We start from the raw sequence: 16,627 nt of genomic DNA on the forward strand, positions 1-16,627 counted from the left end.
CGCCACGCCTGGCGGGCTGCGTTCCGCTGTAACTCTCGACACAACAGAATCGAATCGGATGAACTTATTAAAATCATTGGCCGCGGTCAGTTCAATGACCATGCTATCGCGCGTTTTGGGCTTTATCCGCGATGCCATTGTCGCACGGGTGTTTGGCGCTGGGGTGGCAACTGACGCCTTTTTCGTCGCCTTTAAACTGCCGAATTTGCTACGTCGCGTTTTTGCTGAGGGAGCTTTCTCGCAGGCATTTGTTCCAATACTGGTTGAATACAAAAGCCAGCAAGGGGATGAAGCAACACGAACCTTTCTTGCCTACGTGTCAGGCATGTTGACGCTGGTGCTGGCATTGGTGACTGTGGCCGGGATGATCGCTGCGCCCTGGGTTATCATGGTGACGGCTCCGGGATTTGCCGCCACGCCCGATCGGTTTGCGCTGACCTCGGCACTGTTGCGCATCACTTTCCCGTATATTTTGCTGATATCGCTGACCTCGATGGTGGGCTCGGTTTTAAACACCTGGAATCGCTTCTCCGTCCCAGCGTTTGCACCGACATTTCTCAATATCAGCATGATTGGTTTTGCCCTGTTCGCCACACCTTATTTTGATCCGCCTGTGTTAGCGTTGGCTTGGGCGGTGTTGCTGGGGGGGGTGCTGCAATTGGTTTACCAACTGCCGCATCTTAAAAAGATCGGGATGTTGGTATTGCCACGTTTTAAATGGCGTCACCTAGGCGTCGGGCGAGTGATGAAACTGATGGCTCCAGCGATTCTAGGCGTATCAGTGAGCCAAATCTCGTTGATCATTAACACTATATTTGCCTCTTTTCTCAGTGGGGGGGCGGTCTCTTGGATGTACTACGCTGACCGACTGATGGAGTTTCCGTCCGGTGTACTGGGTGTCGCTTTAGGCACGATTTTGCTGCCATCGTTAGCGAAAAGCGTCGCCAGTGGCGATCAGGAAGCATATTCACACCTGATGGATTGGGGGCTGCGTCTCTGCTTTCTGTTGGCGTTGCCGAGTGCGGTGGCGTTAGGCATTTTGTCGAAGCCGTTGATTGTTGCGCTGTTCCAGTATGGCAAGTTTAGCGCACTGGATGCATTGATGACTCAGCGGGCGTTGATTGCCTACGCCATCGGGTTGATGGGGCTGATTGTGGTAAAAGTGTTGGTTCCGGGGTTCTATTCTCGGCAGGATATCAAAACGCCGGTGAAAATTGCATTGGTGACGTTGGCGTTGACGCAGGTCATGAGCCTGATCTTTATCGGGCCGTTGCAGCATGCTGGGCTGGCACTTTCCATTGGATTGGCATCGTGTCTGAATGCAGGGCTGCTCTATTGGCAGTTGCGTAAACAGCAGCTTTTCCAGCCACGTCCGGGGTGGGGCACCTTTCTGGTCAAACTGCTTATCGCGGTGCTTGCCATGTCGGCGGTATTGATCGCGTTGCTAGTGTGGATGCCAGCCTGGGACATCAGCGGCATGACAGTGCGTATTTCGCGCCTGATGCTGGTGGTGGTGGCCGGTGCGGGGACCTACTTTGTGATGCTTGCGTTGCTTGGCTTCCGTCCGCGCGATTTTGCGCGCAGGGGTATGTGATCGGACCCAATAAAAAACGGTGGCTCAGGCCACCGTTTTTTATGACATGACGCCGTTGATTACATTTTATCGGCGGTTTCAATGCCTAGGGTGCTTAATCCTTGTTTCAGCGTTTCTGCGGTCAACAGGGCCAGTTTCAGGCGGCTTTGATGCACAGCATCACTGTCGGCGTTCAGAATTGGGCAATGCTCGTAGAAACTGGAGAACAGGCCGGCAAGATCGTACAAGTAGGCACACATCACGTGCGGAGTACCTTCGCGCGCCACAGTAGTGATGGTTTCTTCAAACTGCATCAGGCGGGTTGCCAGCGCCGTTTCTTTCCCATCATTCAGTACCACTGGCTGTGTCAGTACGGCTTTATCCAAGTTGGCGCGTTTGAAAATCGAGGCAACGCGAGTGTAGGCATACTGCATATAGGGCGCAGTGTTTCCTTCAAACGCGAGCATATTATCCCAGTCAAACACGTAGTCAGTGGTACGACTTTTTGACAGATCGGCATATTTTACCGCCCCGATGGAGACAACGCGCGCCAATTCACGCAACTCGTCTTGTTCCATATCCGGGTTTTTACCCGCGATCAGCGTCAATGCGCGCTCATAGGCTTCGTCTAACAGGTCTGCCAGCTTGATGGTGCCGCCCGCGCGGGTTTTAAACGGCTTGCCATCTTTGCCCAACATCATGCCGAACATATGGTGTTCCAACGATACCGATTCCGGCACATAGCCAGCTTTACGCACGATAGTCCACGCCTGCATCAAATGCTGGTGCTGGCGGGAATCGATATAGTAGAGAACACGATTGGCGCCCAGCGTTTCATAACGGTACTTGGCGCAGGCAATATCGGTAGTGGTGTAGAGATAACCGCCATCTTTCTTTTGAACGATGACGCCCATCGGTTCGCCTTCCTTGTTTTTAAACTCATCAAGGAAAACCACCGTTGCTCCTTCACTTTCAACGGCCAGGCCTTTTGCCTTCAGATCGGCAACAATCTCCGGTAGCATCGCCTTGTAGAGGCTTTCTCCCATTACGTCTTTTTTGGTCAGGGTAACATTCAAACGATCGTAGGTGAGCTGGTTTTGTGTCATGGTGACATCAACCAGTTTGCTCCACATTTCGCGGAAATAAACGTCTCCGCCCTGTAACTTCACCACGTAGTGGCGAGCGCGCTCAGCGAAGGCTGCATCTTCATCGTAGCGCAGTTTGGCCTCGCGATAGAAGGCTTCCAGATCGGGCAATACCAGTTCGCCGGAAGTGTCTTTCTGCACATCTTCCAGATGGACAATCAACATACCGAACTGTGTCCCCCAGTCACCCACGTGGTTAGCGCGGATAACCTTGTGTCCGAGAAACTCAAGTGTGCGTACCGCAGCATCACCAATAATAGTGGAGCGCAGGTGGCCGACGTGCATTTCTTTGGCGACGTTAGGCGCAGAATAGTCAACCACGATGGTTTGCGGTGTGACCGGAGTGATACCCAACTTAGGTGTGTTCAAAGCCCGTTCGGTTTGTTGTGCTAACCATTGCGCATCCAGAAACAGATTGATAAACCCTGGACCTGCGATCTCTGTTTTTGCGACAATACCGCCCAACGACAGATGCTGAACTACCGTCTCTGCCAGTTGTTGCGGAGCAAGCCCAAGTTTTTTCGCCACTGCCATGACACCATTGGCCTGGTAATCACCAAACTGAGCCTTGGCAGACTGGCGCACCTGCGGGTCTGTGCCGTTGGGCGCACCTGCTGCAACCAATGCTTGGCTGACTTTTTCCGAAAGAAGAGCCTGAATATTCACTTGGATACCTTTAATAAAAATTTAGCCCCCGCTTATACCATATTTGGGCTTAGACGTCAGCAGGGTGCACCTTCCCCGCGAGAATTTTCCTGAGAAAATGCAAGGGGGATAGAGCACGAAGAGGGGGGGAGAGCGCGTCGGGAAAGGAGACAAAGAAGAAGAAAAAAAACCTGCGCTAGCGAAAAATAGTTAACGCTTTCTTCCCCGATGATTGGTTCCGATACGTTGACTTTCCCTTGTTTTAAAATGTTTAAAAATTGCATATGCCGCAATGGCAATAAGCAGAACCGATAAAATATAGCAAAGCGACTTAATTTTGATTACACCATATGGACTGAGAAAAAAATCTCTGTATCGCAACCACTCTCTCTTTTTTTGCTTTTTGCTTGTGCCCATTTATGCTCAATTGGGTTAAGATCTGGCGAATATGTAGGCAAATACTCCAGCATATACCCTGCATCGATGATGACTTGTTGAATATTATGTTTTTTGTGAAAAGTTGCATTGTCCATCACGATTACCCTGTTTTTAGGGAGTACTGGGATAAGGACTTGTGTGACCCAGGAATAGAAAACATCGCTGTTAATATTGATATCAAATAATCCGATAGCAAACAGCGTTGTGCCTAATAAAGCGCCGATAACATTTGTTCTTCCCTTGGCTCCCCCGTTCTTCAGGCCAAAACACCGTTGACCTTTTGGGGAATAGCCGTGAGTCCGTGGGGTATCGTGTGGAAAACCACTTTCATCAATAAAAACAATAGGTTTACCTTCTTTTTCATACTGTTGTATTTTTTGTTGAAATGCTTGCCGGGCGCTTTCGTCGGCTTTCGGATGACGTAGAGTTTTTTTTATAGGTAAATCCCAGCTTTTTAAGAGCTTGCCAAATGGCCTTCTGACAAACGCCAAAACGCTCTGCACGTTCTTTTTGGTAAGCATCTGGATATTGTTCAATATCTTTTATCAACTCGGATTTATCGATCTTTTGCTGACGCGTGGTCGATGCTTTTGACGCTATTTGATTAATCTAACGCGAACAGAGGCAGGGCCAATCCGAAATTGCTTCACTGTTTCTCGGATAGGCTTTGTTGAATAAATCAGAACTTGTAACGACTGCGCCCCATACGGGTCGATTGTTACGTGATGCGAATACTGTTCGGCATTCCTAATAGCGTGATCAGGTTAAGCGCTTTGACTATGGCCATGGCTTCACCCACCTGACCATCGTAGTCTCTCAGACTTAGATGACCACCCAGAAGCCTTTTGAACCGGAACATGGCCGTTTCAGCCACTGAGCGCCGGTGATAGCCCACTTTCTTTTTCCAGATAGCGTTACTACCGCTAATGCGCTGATTTGCAACAGCGTGGTTACGCTCGTGGTAGCGATCTTGCCAATATTGCGCCCCCCTTCGTGGCGGGATAAGCGGCCTTATTTTCTTCCTCAGCAGAGCATCATAGCAGTAAACTGTATCCTAAGCGCCGTCAGCCGATGCCTCTCTGATTTTCCGGTGGGTCTGGTTTATCAGCGCCGGTAGAGCTTGGGCATCAGTCGTACCACTGAGCGACAAATCCGCACAGATAATCTCATGCGTCACACTGTCTACTGCCAGGTGCAGCTTACGCCATACCCTGCGTCTGTCGGCACCATGCTGCCGGACTTTCCATTCGCCTTCGCCAAAGACCTTCAGGCCGGTTCCATCAATGACCAGATGTGAGATTTCACCACGGGTTGGCGTTTTTATGCTGATGTTCACTGTCTTTGCTCGCTTGCTGAGCAGCGAATAGTCTGGACAATGGAGCGACAATTTAATCAGTTTAAAAATCGAGTCACCAAAGCCCTGTAAAGCCCTCAATGAAAGGCCAAACACGCGTTTCATCATCAGGACTGTGGTGATGGTCATATCTGAGTAGTGGAGCGGTCGTCCACGCCGTTCAGTAGTGTTTTTTTCCGTCCATGCAGCAATGGCTGATTCATCTAGCCATACGGTTAGAGAACCGCGCTGCTTGAGGGCCTTGTTATAAGAGGGCCAGCTGGTGATTTTAAAATTTTGTTTTGCCATGGAGACCTGATTTTGAAACAACTGTGTTGATCTGCTCCGATGATTACCCAAAAGTTCTATTTATTCAACAAAGCCTCTCGGATACTCAACCCTTCTTCTTCCCGTGTAGATATAACTTTACGTCTAAAATCAATTGAATAGCTCATTTAAATAATGTAATCAAAATTGAGTCGTTTAGTTATATCTTTTGTATAACGGCAGTTGGCGTTAATCCCTTAGCGAAAAAATAACAAAAGTTATCATTTCGTGAGGTAGCACTCTATCCTCAGCGATGTAGACGTCTGATACCCGGTTCAGCGCTGCATTTTTCCAAATTTGGCGGAAAATACAGCAGGTGAGCATCTACGGAGTGGGGAGCTTTAGCAGAGTGCGGTACACTCTTATAATGACAACTCTGATTTTCAGCCAACTAAAGCGCATCGTATGTCTGGATACACCTCCTGCCTGATAAAAATAGGCGCGCTGTACTCCGCCTGCCTGATAGGGTCTGCGTTCGCCGCAGACCCCGCACAGGCGCAGCGGGAAGATATCCGCCACAGCGGTTTCGTGTACTGCGTCAACGGCGTGGTCAATACCTTCAACCCGCAAATGGCGCGCAGCGGCGTGATCATCGATACGCTGGCAGCACAGCTTTACGACCGACTGCTGGATGTGGACCCTTACACCTACCGTTTGATGCCAGAACTGGCGCAACGTTGGGAAGTTCTGGATAACGGTGCCACCTACCGTTTATACCTGCGCCACGATGTGCCGTTTCAAACCACCGACTGGTTTACGCCTACTCGCCCGTTAAACGCCGATGATGTGATTTTCAGCCTGCAACGGATGCTGGATAAAACCCACCCGTATCATGACGTTAACGGTGGTGAATACCCCTATTTCACCAGTTTGCAGTTTGCCGATGTGGTGCAAATCATCCGCAAGCTGGGCGACTATGCGCTGGAAATCCGCCTTAACAGTCCGGATGCCTCTTTTTTATGGCATCTGGCGACCCACTATGCACCGGTGCTTTCTGCCGAGTATGGTCAGCAGCTGATCAAACAGGACAGAAAGGAACTATTAGATCGTGAGCCGGTCGGTACCGGTCCTTATCGACTGGAAGCGTATCGCAGCGGTCAGTATCTGCGCTTGATGCGCAACGATCGCTACTGGCGTGGAAAACCGCGAATGCAGCAGGTGGTCGTCGATTTGGGCGTCGGAGGCACCGGTCGCCTCTCTAAATTGCTCACCGGCGAGTGTGACGTGCTGGCTTATCCTGCCGCCAACCAGTTGCCTATTTTGCGCAACGATCCGCGGCTACGACTCTCGCTGCGTCCAGGGATGAACATCGCGTATCTCGCCTTCAATGTGCGTAAACCGCCGTTGGACGACATGCGCATTCGCCGCGCCATTGCGCTGGCAATCAACAATGACCGTTTGATGCAGTCCATCTATTATTACGGCACGGCAGAAACAGCGGCGTCTCTGCTGCCCCGCGCTTCCTGGGCTTATGACAGCGAATCGCGCATTACCGAATACAATCCGGAAGAAGCCCGCCACTTGCTGACAACCCTAGGGGCAACTGACCTTAACCTCAAGCTGTGGATGCCGGTTGCATCGCAATCCTATAATCCCAGCCCGTTAAAGACTGCGGAGCTGATTCAGGCGGATTTGGCACAGGTAGGTGTGAAAGTGACCATTGTCCCCGTCGAAGGCCGTTTTCAGGAGGCGCGCTTGATGGAGATGAGCCATGACCTGACGCTCTCCGGCTGGACCACCGACAGTAACGATCCTGACAGTTTTTTCCGCCCGCTGCTCAGTTGCGCCGCAATTCACTCGCAAACCAATTATACGCATTGGTGCGATCCTACGTTCGACAGCGTGCTGCAAAGCGCCCTCACCTCACAGCAGTTAGGCAAACGCATTGAGTACTACCAGCAAGCCCAGCAGATACTGGCACAGCAGTTACCGGTGCTACCGTTGGCCTCTTCACTGCGTATGCTGGCATACCGCTATGACATGAAAGGGCTGATATTAAGCCCGTTTGGCAATGCCTCTTTCGCCGGGGTATATCGCGAGTTTGGTGAGACCCCGACGCCGGAAGTGCCACCACAGGTGGGTAAAGAGGGAGAACAGCCATGATCATTTTTACGCTGCGTCGCCTGTTGTTGCTGCTGATAACCCTGCTGCTGCTAACGCTGGTCGGATTCAGCCTCTGCTATTACACTCCCAACGCCCCGCTGGGCGGTGCGACGCTGTTTGACGCCTACGGTTTCTTTATGCGCAGCCTGATGCGCGGCGATCTGGGCATTTCATCGATTAACGGCGAATCGATCAGTGTGCAATTGAAGGAAGTGCTTCCCGCCAGCATTGAACTGTGCGTATTGGCATTCACACTCTCTTTGTTAGTGGGTATCCCGCTCGGTGTGACAGCGGGCGTGATGCGCAATAAAACACCTGACATCATCATCAGCGCCATCGCGTTGGTGGGCTTTTCTATTCCGGTATTTTGGCTGGCGCTATTGCTCACGCTGCTGTTTTCGCTGCAACTCGGCTGGTTGCCAGTTTCAGGTCGTTTCGATCTGCTCTATCAGGTAGAACCTGTGACCGAATTTGCACTCATTGACGCTTGGTTATCCGACTCCCCTTATCGCGATGAAATGCTGTTCAGCGCCGTGCGCCATCTGATTTTGCCTATCATTGTGCTGGCCGTCGGTCCCACGATGGAAGTTATCCGCCTGATGCGCATTAGCACGACGGACGTGTTCAGTAAAAATTATGTCAAAGCTGCCGCCACCCGAGGCCTGTCGCGACTGACCATCATTCGCCGCCATGTGCTGCATAATGCACTGCCACCGATCGCACCGCAACTGGGGCTTCAGTTTTCCACCATGCTGACGCTGACGATCATTACCGAAGTGGTGTTCAGTTGGCCCGGTTTAGGGCGCTGGTTGGTGGATGCGATTCGCCAGCAAGATTACTCCGCTATCTCCGCCGGGGTTATGGTTGTCGGAGCAATGGTAATTACGGTCAATGTGCTGTCCGATATTTGGGGTGCAATGGCAAACTCCCTGAAACATAAGGAATGGTATGCCCTTCTATAGGGCAACCAAAAAGAATAAACACACATCAATCGATTAAACAATGACACATGCGATAAGTACTTCATCTTCGCTTTTCGTTCTTCACACGCAAGCACTTGCTTGCGTGCCTTGATAATGTTTTTTTATATTACCTCTTCCCTTTTTCATGATTATATTCGAGGCGGCCTTCTGTTATTAGAGAGGCAATAAGCGATGATACTTATCAATAGTTAAGGAGACATTGATGAACAGAATCGGTTCCGAACCGTATGAACAGAGTTATTAGCAAATCTGGTGTATGGCGATAGGCTACGTTCCGCTCTGATGCTTCGTGAATCTGTTCTCCATCCTTAAATTGGACGTTGCTTACAACCAGGGTCAGCAGGTCAAATCCTCTTAGTCGGTTCCAGCTTTTCTGAGCTGACTGGAACAGCTTAAATACCATTGACAGGGTTGTTTCTCTCGAACCACCGTTCTTCGCGCGTCTGCTTCGTAGCCTCACAGTCGCAAAAGCCGATTCAATCGGATTTGTCGTTCTTATTGACGCCCAGTGCTCTGACGGGAAGTCGTAGAATGCCAGCAGTTCTTCTCGAGCTTTCTCCAGCTTCTTCATCGCTGCAGGATACTTCGCTGAAAACCTTGCCAACAAAACATCAAAGGCTTCATTAGCGGCCTCGCGGCTCTCTGCTAGCCAAACCTCCCGCAGCTCAGCCTTAACTTTCGGTTGCATGGCTTTGGGGAGTGAAGCCAACACATTAGCGGTTTTGTGCACCCAACAGCGTTGGTGCTGCGTGTCCGGGAATATAGTCAGGCGACTTATCTCTCTTTTTTTGCTTTTTGCTTGTGCCCATTTATGCTCAATGGGGTTAAGATCTGGCGAATATGTAGGCAAATACTCCAGCATATACCCTGCATCGATGATGACTTGTTGAATATTATGTTTTTTGTGAAAAGTTGCATTGTCCATCACGATTACCCTGTTTTTAGGGAGTACTGGGATAAGGACTTGTGTGACCTAGGAATAGAAAACATCGCTGTTAATATTGATATCAAATAATCTGATAGGAAACAGCGTTGTGCCTAATAACGCGCCGATAACATTTGTTCTTCCCTTGGCTCCCCCGTTCTTCAGGCCAAAACACCGTTGACCTTTTGGGGAATAGCCGTGAGTCCGTGGGGTATCGTGTGGAAAACCACTTTCATCAATAAAAACAATAGATTTTCCTTTTTTTCATACTGTTGTATTTTTTGTTGAAATGCTTGCCGGGCGCTTTCGTCGGCTTTCGGATGACATAGCGTTTTTTTATAGGTCAATCCCAGCTTTTTAAGAGCTTGCCAAATGGCCTTCTGACAAACGCCAAAACGCTCTGCACGTTCTTTTTGGTAAGCATCTGGATATGGTTCAACATCTTTTATCAACTCGGATTTATCGCTCTTTCGCTGACGCGTGGTCGATGCTTTTGACGCTATTTGATTAATCCAACGCGATACAGAGGCAGGGCCAATCCGAAATTGCTTCGCTGTTTCTCGGATACTCAACCCTTCTTCTTCCCGTGTAGATATCACTTTACGTCTAAAATCAATTGAATAGCTCATTTAAATAATGTGATCAAAATTAAGTCGTTTAGCTATACCGGTTTTGATATGGGTGTCTAATCCTTAAACAAAACGCGAGGTAACTCTCATGCTTCATACTAACAATCCCATTATCAAACACAAAGCCGGCCTGCTCAATCTCGCCGAAGAACTCGGTAACGTATCAAAAGCCTGCAAGAGCATGGGCGTGTCACGCGATACATTTTACCGTTATCAGGAACTGGCTGCTGAAGGCGCCATTGATGCGCTGGTTAACCAGAACCGCCGGGTTCCGAACCTGAAGAACCGCGCCGACGAAGCCACTGAACGCACGGTTGTTGATTATGCTATTGAGTTCCCGCCCCATGGGCAGCACCGGACCAGTAATGAGCTGTGTAAAAAAGGCGTGTTTATCTCCGGCAGCGGCGTGCGCTCCATCTGGCAACGACACGACCTGGAGAACTTCCGTAAACGCCTGAAGGCGCTTGAGGAAAAGGTCGCCAGAGAAGGCATTGTCCTTACCGACGCTCAAATCGCAGCCTTGGAGAAGAAGGCGCACGATGATGAGGCCTGCGGTGAAATCGAGACGGCACATCCCGGGTATCTGGGCTCGCAGGACACCTTCTACGTGGGCAATCTGAAGGGGGTGGGCCGTATCTACCAGCAGACGTTCGTGGATACGTACTCGAAAGTGGCACACTGCAAGCTGTATACGAATAAAACACCGCTCACCGCCGCCGACCTGCTCAATGATAGCGTACTCCCGTTCTACGAGGCTCAGGGACTGCCGGTGCTGAGAATACTGACCGACAGGGGTACGGAATACTGTGGTAAAGTGGAGCAGCATGATTATCAGCTTTATCTGGCTATCAACGATATCGAGCATACGAAAACGAAGGCGATGTCTCCGCAAACGAACGGCATCTGCGAGCGCTTCCATAAAACCATTTTGCAGGATTTTTATCAGGTTACGTTCGGCAAGAAGTTATATGGAGACCTGGAAAGCCTGCAGGTAGATCTGGACAACTGGTTGTGGCATTACAATAATGAGCGAACTCATCAGGGAAAAATGTGCTGCGGGCGTACGCCGATGGCCACTTTACTCGATGGAAAACGGAGCTGGGCAGAAAAGAATCTGAACCAGATGTAATCTGACAGACACCTGTATAAATAATCGGTAACTGTCAGATCAGGTCTGAGCTAGTACAGTTGAATAAATCAGAACTTGTAACGACTGCGCCCCATACGGGTCGATTGTTACGTGATACGGCTTTGTTGAATAAATAGATATTATGCTGCGTAGCCATAAAGGCTGCGGATTCCCTTGACGTAAAATCAGTATGTTAAATCCAGAGCATAGTGATGCATCCCGGAGCGATCAGCATTTTAATCCAAAACAGGCGTGTCATAACAGCATTATTCCCTATTATTCAACAAAGCCACGTGATGCGAATACTGTTCGGCATTCCTAATAGCGTGATCAGGTTAAGCGCTTTGACCATGGCCATGGCTTCACCCACCTGACCATCGTAGTCTCTCAGACTTAGATGACCATCCAGAAGCCTTTTGAACTGGAACATGGCCGTTTCAGCCACTGAGCGCCGGTGATAGCCCACTTTCTTTTTCCAGATATAGCCAAGCGACATTATTTTGATAACAATTAGCTGTATTTTTTTCCACATATCAGGGCATTGGCTGTAATCATTTTTAAGTCGGTTGGCTATATCGTTACTACCGCTAATGCGCTGATTTGCAACAGCGTGGTTACGCTCGTGGTAGCGATCTTGCCAATATTGCGCCCCCCTTCGTGGCGGGATAAGCGGCCTTATTTTCTTCCTCAGCAGAGCATCATAGCAGTAAACTGTATCCTAAGCGCCGTCAGCCGATGCCTCTCTGATTTTCCGGTGGGTCTGGTTTATCAGCGCCGGTAGAGCTTGGGCATCAGTCGTACCACTGAGCGACAAATCCGCACAGATAATCTCATGCGTCACACTGTCTACTGCCAGGTGCAGCTTACGCCATACCCTGCGTCTGTCGGCGGACTTTCCATTCGCCTTCGCCAAAGACCTTCAGGCCGGTTCCATCAATGAGCAGATGTGAGATTTCACCACGGGTTGGCGTTTTTATGCTGATGTTCACTGTCTTTGCTCGCTTGTTGAGCAGCGAATAGTCTGGACAATGGAGCGACAATTTAATCAGTTTAAAAATCGAGTCACCAAAGCCCTGTAAAGCCCTCAATGAAAGGCCAAACACGCGTTTCATCATCAGGACTGTGGTGATGGTCATATCTGAGTAGTGGAGCGGTCGTCCACGCCGTTCAGTAGTGTTTTTTTCCGTCCATGCAGTACTGGCTGACAAAGCCTACTCTGGGAATGCACTACGTAACGAGTTGAAAAAAAGAGGGATAAAAACGGTTATTCCCCGAAAATCAAATGAAAAACTGGCTTCAGATGGACGCTCGCAACTTGATCGTGATGCTTATCGCCGTCACAACGTTGTGGAAAGGTGTTTTGGCCGTTTAAAGGAATATCGACGGATCGCCACACGTTATGAAAAAATGGCAAGAAAGTATCTAGCAATGGTGAAACTGGGCTGCATCCGCTTGTTTTACCGCCGGTTACGCAATTAAGGGACACAGCCTAGTGTCGGCGGGGCTGGGCGTTTCAATTCTGCCAGCATCCTTTTTACGCATCTCCGTGAATGGCGTTAAATACGTGCCGCTCAGTGAACCGGATGCCACACACGGAAGTGTGGCTAGTCACATCGTGTCGGGCGGCACTTAATCCTGCGGCAAACACGTTGATTTCATTTATGTTGGAACAGGATACGGGGAAATATGTGCACCAAATCACAAAATGAATCAAAGAGTTGACGCAATTCACTAAAAGCCCCACCATACCCGCAGTTTTTTTATTTTGCAGCGTGAAAAATACGCATTGATGCTAAGAACCTTCGCTGCAAATCACCTTATGCATCAGCGAACGCTCAGCGTGGCAATTCGTAGACAGTAGGAGCCGTTTTGTGATTGCGGATGGTCAACCCGGACATATCGATCAAATTAAGCAAATGAACGCCGGTGCGGTATACCGGCTCATTGACCTGCACGGCCCCGTATCTCGCATTGAATTATCAAAACTGGCCCAATTGGCCCCAGCCAGTATCACCAAGATCGTGCGCGAATTGATGGAAGCGCATCTGGTGAAAGAGACAGAGTACTAAGATGTCGGCAGCCGTGGTCGTCCTGCGATTGGATTATTGCTGGATACCGATGCTTGGCACTACCTTTCAGTCAGAATTGGCCGTGAGGAGATCACGCTGTCGCTGAGCGATCTCAGTAATTCGCTGGTTGTTGAGGATTGCGTCAACCTGCCGAGCGACCATCCGTAACCGCTGCTGGAACGCATCCTGCAAGAAGTCGACCAGTTTTTTATTCGTCACCAACGCAAACTGGAGCGGCTAACGGCAATCGCCATTACGTCGCTGGGATTATTCACCATGCCATTTTATGCATGCAGTCGAGGAGATGGCGTTAGGTCCGGCGTTAGAAAGCAGCACCGGATTACTAGTCTTCCTACAGTACGACATTTACGCTTGGACCATGGCCGAAGCGATGTATGGCGCCGCGCGGGGTTCGCAAAACGTTATCCAGATTGTTATCGATCACAATGTCGGCACGGGGGTCATCATCGGCGGCCACTTACTCCATGCGGGCAGCCGTAATCTGGTTGAAATCGGCCATACCCAAGTCGATCCCTACGGCAAGCGCTGCTATTGCGGTAATAACGGCTGTCTGGAAACCCTTGCCAGTATTGAAAGCATGCTCGAACTGGCACAACAGCGCCTGAATGGTTCGATGAGCTCATTGCTGAACGGTTCACCGCTTACCGTAGAGACGCTCTGCGATGCCGCGCTGAGAGGGGACCAATTAGCCAAAGACGTTATTAACGGAGTTGGCAACAATGTGGGCCGTATCGCGGCTATTATGGTTAACCTTTTCAATCCGGACAAAATTCTGGTTGGATCTCCCTTAAATAAGGCCGCGAGTATTCTGCATCCAGCGATCTTAGATTGTGTTCGACAACAGTCTTTGCCTGCCTACAGCCACAATATACAGGTGGAATCTACTGCGTTTTATAATCAGGGTACCATGCCGGGCGCGGCGCTGGTCAAAGAGGCGTTGTACAACGGTTCGCTGCTGGTGAAACTGTTGCAAGGCTGATGTGGCACAAAAATTTATAAAACGTTTCATGGATTACAAAACATTGTGCTAACGCAAGCACTGCCTGAAGTACATCACCTAGACTTTCACTATTGGAAGCCTTTTTGCTGTGTTTTTTATTTTCAGGTGGGACCTCCGGAGCTTATATCCATGTTAACGCGTCTTTTTGTTACAAGTATAGCCAACCGATTTAAAAATGATTACAGCCAATACCGGCTTTGTTGAATAAACATATTTTATGCTTCACCCCCGGTGAAACGACAGATCCTCGCAACGCAAAATCATGCAGTTAGGCCTCATAAGAAAACTGTAAACCTGAGGTGACAAGCATTTTCTACCAAAACTGGCTGAAAAAACAGCATGACTCACTATTATTCAACAAAGCCATGACCAACTGTCACTGGCTGCTGTGACAGCTTCTGGTATTCTTTATTCTGGCAATCAAACGGCAGTAGATATTGGTATGGATGTCGTTTCTAACGCGTTATCTGGTTCAATGAGCGGCTTAATGGGGAATATTGTCGGCAGGTCTACCGTTAATCTTATTGGCGAATTTGGTGATGACTTTTGCTATCGTGGAATTAATGCATTTCGAAAAAAAATCGGGCATTGAGTGTCAAATTAGCGATGCGTAAAAAAGAGGATTATACGCGCAAAGCCATTATGGATTGTACGTTAAATACCATAGCGAGTCGTGCATCTGTTATTGTCTCTGCCTACACGGCGGCATGCGCATTGCCCTTTAGCGGACACGCCGCCAGTGCAATAGTGGGAACCACTATGGGGACCGCTTATACCGGTTTTGTTTATGCCCATAACCAGAACAGCATCCGTAACAAAAGCAGCAGAATTGGAAAGCATAAAGACAGAAAAAAACCAGAAAACAGAACAACTTGATGCCGTGAACATGAACGCGATATCTGGTCTGTGATTCAGTCAGAACAAAATGCCTGGCATTGAAGCCAGGCATAAACACAATAGATAAGATCAAGGCGTTATCGCACGACCCGTGCGGCGATCCAGGCAGCGGTCGCTATTGGCTTCCCAATAGGCATTAACGTTGCTGCTAGTATTACATTTCTCTTGCAAATCAATGGATTTGTCGAACTTGTCGAATTCTTTCTCTCTGAGGTTATTCACTTTGTTACGCAGTGAACGGGTGCTATCCCATTGCTCTTTGCTTTGACGCGCCGCTTCTTTGGAGAGCGCACTATCGCCTGATTCCACAATGATGTGGCGGGTATCTGCGAGAGCATTAGCCTGCCATGCACCGGCCAAAACGAGCAGCGACAGGGGGAACAGTACACGTCGCAGTAATTTGAGGGTTTGATTGTTCATGTTTCATCCTGAAGAACTAAAGGGTGATGACCCGCGATGTTTCCACAAACGCGCTGATTACGCGGGTGTTAGCATCGCAACAAAAACACTATAGCATTCTTGTCTGCAATAACTCTATAACATCACGCGCATCCTATTACACCGACAAGGGAGATAAGTTTTATGCGTCTCGATGTACGCTCAACCCCGCATAGGATTGGCTCACCGGCATCATCTCCAACGTATTGATATTGACGTGTGCAGGCAGCGTTGCCACCCAGAACACGGCTTCAGCAACGTCCTCTGCGGTTAAGGGCTGAGTGTTGTCGTAGGTTTTGGAAACCTTGTCCTCATTGCCTTTGAATCTGACCGATGAGAATTCGGTGCCGCCAACCAGCCCCGGCTCGATATTGGTAACACGTACTTGAGTGCCGAACAAATCAGCACGCAGGCCCAGGCTAAACTGGCGCACAAATGCTTTGGTGGCACCATAAACGTTCCCGCCAGCATAGGGCCAGTTGCCTGCGGTTGAGCCGATATTGATCACATGGCCCTGATTGCGCTTAACCATTTCAGGCAACACAGCGCGGGTCATGTATACCAACCCTTTGTTATTGGTGTCGATCATTGTTTCCCAATCATCCAACTGGGTGTTATAAGCGGGCTCTAACCCAAGCGCCAACCCAGCGTTGTTGACCAGCACGTCAACATTGCGCCAATCGGCGGACAGGGCGGCAATCGCGCTTTCAACCGATTGACGATCGCGCACGTCAAAGGTCACCGTATACACTGACTCACCCAGCTCCGCCTTCAGTGCATCCAGACGATCCTGACGTCGACCGCTGGCAATAACGCGGTGGCCCGCCTGAATGAATTTACGCGTAATCGCTGTACCGAAACCCGCTGTTGCGCCAGTAACAAAAATAATCATGGTAGTCCTCACGTCTGATTCCATTAGTGCAAACTCGTCGTGATACCAAAAGGGTTCATGGCGGAATGTCAGAGATGACA

13 protein-coding genes and 7 pseudogenes are annotated in these 16,627 nt (G+C 49.5%); 9 read left to right on the forward strand and 11 right to left on the reverse strand.

Annotation, left to right across the window (positions count from 1 at the left end; all coding sequences use genetic code 11):
• Positions 1–58: 58 nt before the first annotated feature.
• The gene (murJ, locus tag ACD630_RS14760; RefSeq protein WP_430359500.1) at positions 59–1,594 is read left to right on the forward strand and encodes a murein biosynthesis integral membrane protein MurJ; all 1,536 of its coding nucleotides are present in this window, start codon (positions 59–61) and stop codon (positions 1,592–1,594) included.
• Between the two features lie 59 nt (positions 1,595–1,653).
• Here the strand turns inward: murJ and argS are convergent, their stop codons facing one another.
• The 5 genes and pseudogenes from argS to ACD630_RS14785 form a co-directional block, all read right to left on the reverse strand.
• Entirely contained in the window at positions 1,654–3,384 is a 1,731-nt protein-coding gene (gene argS / locus ACD630_RS14765) for an arginine--tRNA ligase (RefSeq protein ID WP_430359501.1), read from the reverse strand.
• A gap of 189 nt (positions 3,385–3,573) precedes the next feature.
• Positions 3,574–3,780, reverse strand: a complete 207-nt coding sequence (locus tag ACD630_RS14770) for a hypothetical protein (protein WP_430359502.1) — start codon at positions 3,778–3,780, stop codon at positions 3,574–3,576.
• A complete protein-coding gene (locus tag ACD630_RS14775; RefSeq protein WP_430360062.1) occupies positions 3,705–4,238 on the reverse strand; it encodes an IS630 family transposase in 534 nt (177 codons plus the stop codon). Before ACD630_RS14775 ends, ACD630_RS14770 begins: the two co-directional genes overlap by 76 nt.
• On the reverse strand, positions 4,162–4,350 hold the full coding sequence (locus ACD630_RS14780; RefSeq protein WP_430359503.1) for an IS630 transposase-related protein: 189 nt from the start codon (positions 4,348–4,350) through the stop codon (positions 4,162–4,164). Before ACD630_RS14780 ends, ACD630_RS14775 begins: the two co-directional genes overlap by 77 nt.
• Before the next feature lie 169 nt (positions 4,351–4,519).
• Positions 4,520–5,443, reverse strand: a pseudogene (locus tag ACD630_RS14785) (IS5 family transposase).
• Between the two features lie 423 nt (positions 5,444–5,866).
• Here ACD630_RS14785 and sapA point away from each other — a divergent pair.
• Both sapA and sapB read left to right on the forward strand, forming a co-directional pair.
• Complete coding sequence (sapA, locus tag ACD630_RS14790) at positions 5,867–7,564, forward strand: ABC transporter substrate-binding protein SapA (protein WP_430359504.1); 1,698 nt, start codon at positions 5,867–5,869, stop codon at positions 7,562–7,564.
• Positions 7,561–8,526, forward strand: a complete 966-nt coding sequence (sapB, locus tag ACD630_RS14795) for a putrescine export ABC transporter permease SapB (protein ID WP_430359505.1) — start codon at positions 7,561–7,563, stop codon at positions 8,524–8,526. The genes sapA and sapB overlap by 4 nt, the downstream gene beginning before the upstream one ends.
• A 286-nt stretch (positions 8,527–8,812) precedes the next feature.
• Here the strand turns inward: sapB and ACD630_RS14800 are convergent.
• The 3 genes and pseudogenes from ACD630_RS14800 to ACD630_RS14810 all read right to left on the reverse strand — a co-directional run.
• Positions 8,813–9,307: pseudogene (locus tag ACD630_RS14800) on the reverse strand (transposase); the annotation flags it as partial.
• A 78-nt stretch (positions 9,308–9,385) separates the two neighbouring features.
• A pseudogene (locus ACD630_RS14805) lies at positions 9,386–9,721 on the reverse strand (IS630 family transposase); the annotation flags it as partial.
• Positions 9,634–10,101: an IS630 transposase-related protein gene (locus ACD630_RS14810; protein ID WP_430359507.1), complete on the reverse strand. Its 468-nt coding sequence runs from the start codon at positions 10,099–10,101 to the stop codon at positions 9,634–9,636. The pseudogene ACD630_RS14805 and the gene ACD630_RS14810, both read right to left, overlap by 88 nt.
• Before the next feature lie 88 nt (positions 10,102–10,189).
• Here ACD630_RS14810 and ACD630_RS14815 point away from each other — a divergent pair, with 88 nt between their 5' ends.
• Positions 10,190–11,230, forward strand: a complete 1,041-nt coding sequence (locus ACD630_RS14815) for an IS481 family transposase (protein WP_430359242.1) — start codon at positions 10,190–10,192, stop codon at positions 11,228–11,230.
• A 280-nt stretch (positions 11,231–11,510) separates the two neighbouring features.
• Here ACD630_RS14815 and ACD630_RS14820 read toward each other — a convergent pair.
• A pseudogene (locus tag ACD630_RS14820) lies at positions 11,511–12,438 on the reverse strand (IS5 family transposase).
• Here ACD630_RS14820 and ACD630_RS14825 point away from each other — a divergent pair.
• The 5 genes and pseudogenes from ACD630_RS14825 to ACD630_RS14845 form a co-directional block, all read left to right on the forward strand.
• Positions 12,419–12,709, forward strand: a pseudogene (locus ACD630_RS14825) (transposase); the annotation flags it as partial. The pseudogenes ACD630_RS14820 and ACD630_RS14825 overlap by 20 nt on opposite strands.
• Positions 12,710–12,716: 7 nt before the next feature.
• Positions 12,717–12,939, forward strand: a pseudogene (locus tag ACD630_RS14830) (LysR substrate-binding domain-containing protein); the annotation flags it as partial.
• Positions 12,940–13,101: 162 nt separating this feature from the next.
• Positions 13,102–14,299: pseudogene (mlc, locus tag ACD630_RS14835) on the forward strand (sugar metabolism global transcriptional regulator Mlc).
• A gap of 409 nt (positions 14,300–14,708) precedes the next feature.
• Positions 14,709–14,912 (forward strand): hypothetical protein, encoded by a 204-nt coding sequence (locus ACD630_RS14840; protein ID WP_430359508.1) that lies wholly within the window; start codon positions 14,709–14,711, stop codon positions 14,910–14,912.
• On the forward strand, positions 14,909–15,196 hold the full coding sequence (locus ACD630_RS14845; protein WP_430359509.1) for a hypothetical protein: 288 nt from the start codon (positions 14,909–14,911) through the stop codon (positions 15,194–15,196). Before ACD630_RS14840 ends, ACD630_RS14845 begins: the two co-directional genes overlap by 4 nt.
• A gap of 90 nt (positions 15,197–15,286) precedes the next feature.
• Here ACD630_RS14845 and ACD630_RS14850 read toward each other — a convergent pair whose 3' ends face one another.
• A complete protein-coding gene (locus ACD630_RS14850; protein ID WP_430359510.1) occupies positions 15,287–15,637 on the reverse strand; it encodes a DUF1283 family protein in 351 nt (116 codons plus the stop codon).
• A 160-nt stretch (positions 15,638–15,797) separates the two neighbouring features.
• Positions 15,798–16,547, reverse strand: coding sequence for a bifunctional NADP-dependent 3-hydroxy acid dehydrogenase/3-hydroxypropionate dehydrogenase YdfG (ydfG, locus tag ACD630_RS14855; RefSeq protein WP_430360063.1), 750 nt, complete (start codon positions 16,545–16,547; stop codon positions 15,798–15,800).
• Positions 16,548–16,627: the final 80 nt, after the last annotated feature.

This window comes from Symbiopectobacterium sp. RP (assembly GCF_050472005.1).
Lineage (GTDB): Bacteria > Pseudomonadota > Gammaproteobacteria > Enterobacterales > Enterobacteriaceae > Symbiopectobacterium.